This is a genomic window from Methylobacterium sp. J-088 (genome assembly GCF_022829295.1).
In the GTDB taxonomy this organism is placed as follows: domain Bacteria; phylum Pseudomonadota; class Alphaproteobacteria; order Rhizobiales; family Beijerinckiaceae; genus Methylobacterium.
This window is the reverse complement of sequence record NZ_JAKSYH010000224.1, coordinates 1-350: the sequence shown is the minus strand read 5'-3', so window position 1 is coordinate 350 and position 350 is coordinate 1. Positions and strand designations below refer to the sequence as shown.

The 350-nt window shown below is 70.9% G+C and carries 1 pseudogene; it reads right to left on the bottom strand.

The features are described from left to right. Nucleotides 1-269: pseudogene (locus tag MKK63_RS24400) on the bottom strand (hypothetical protein); the annotation flags it as partial. Between the last annotated feature and the right edge of the window lie 81 nt (nucleotides 270-350).

The window sequence follows — 350 nt, the reverse complement described above, 5'->3', positions numbered from 1 at the left end:
CCCGCACCGCGCAGCATCCCGTAAAATCGGCCCGGGTCGAACATGGCCCGCGCCTGCTGCAGCGAGATCGGCCGGCCACCGACCTCCGGCGCCCTCATAGCTCCACCGCCGCCCTGCGCCTGTTTCTGCTGAGCGCCCGCGCTGCTCTTCAGGGCGTTCGAGATCTGGGCGTACTGATTGCCCGGCTGCGGATCCGGTGCACCGGTGACGGACAGCGGCTGCCCCGTCAGGATTGCGACAGCGGGTGTCGGCGAGGCCTGACCCGGCACGGCAGCCCCCTGTCCTCCGATGCCACGCAGGCCCAACCCGTCCTACTGTGCTGCGGAAGTGCCTGGGGTAGGGAGCGTGGG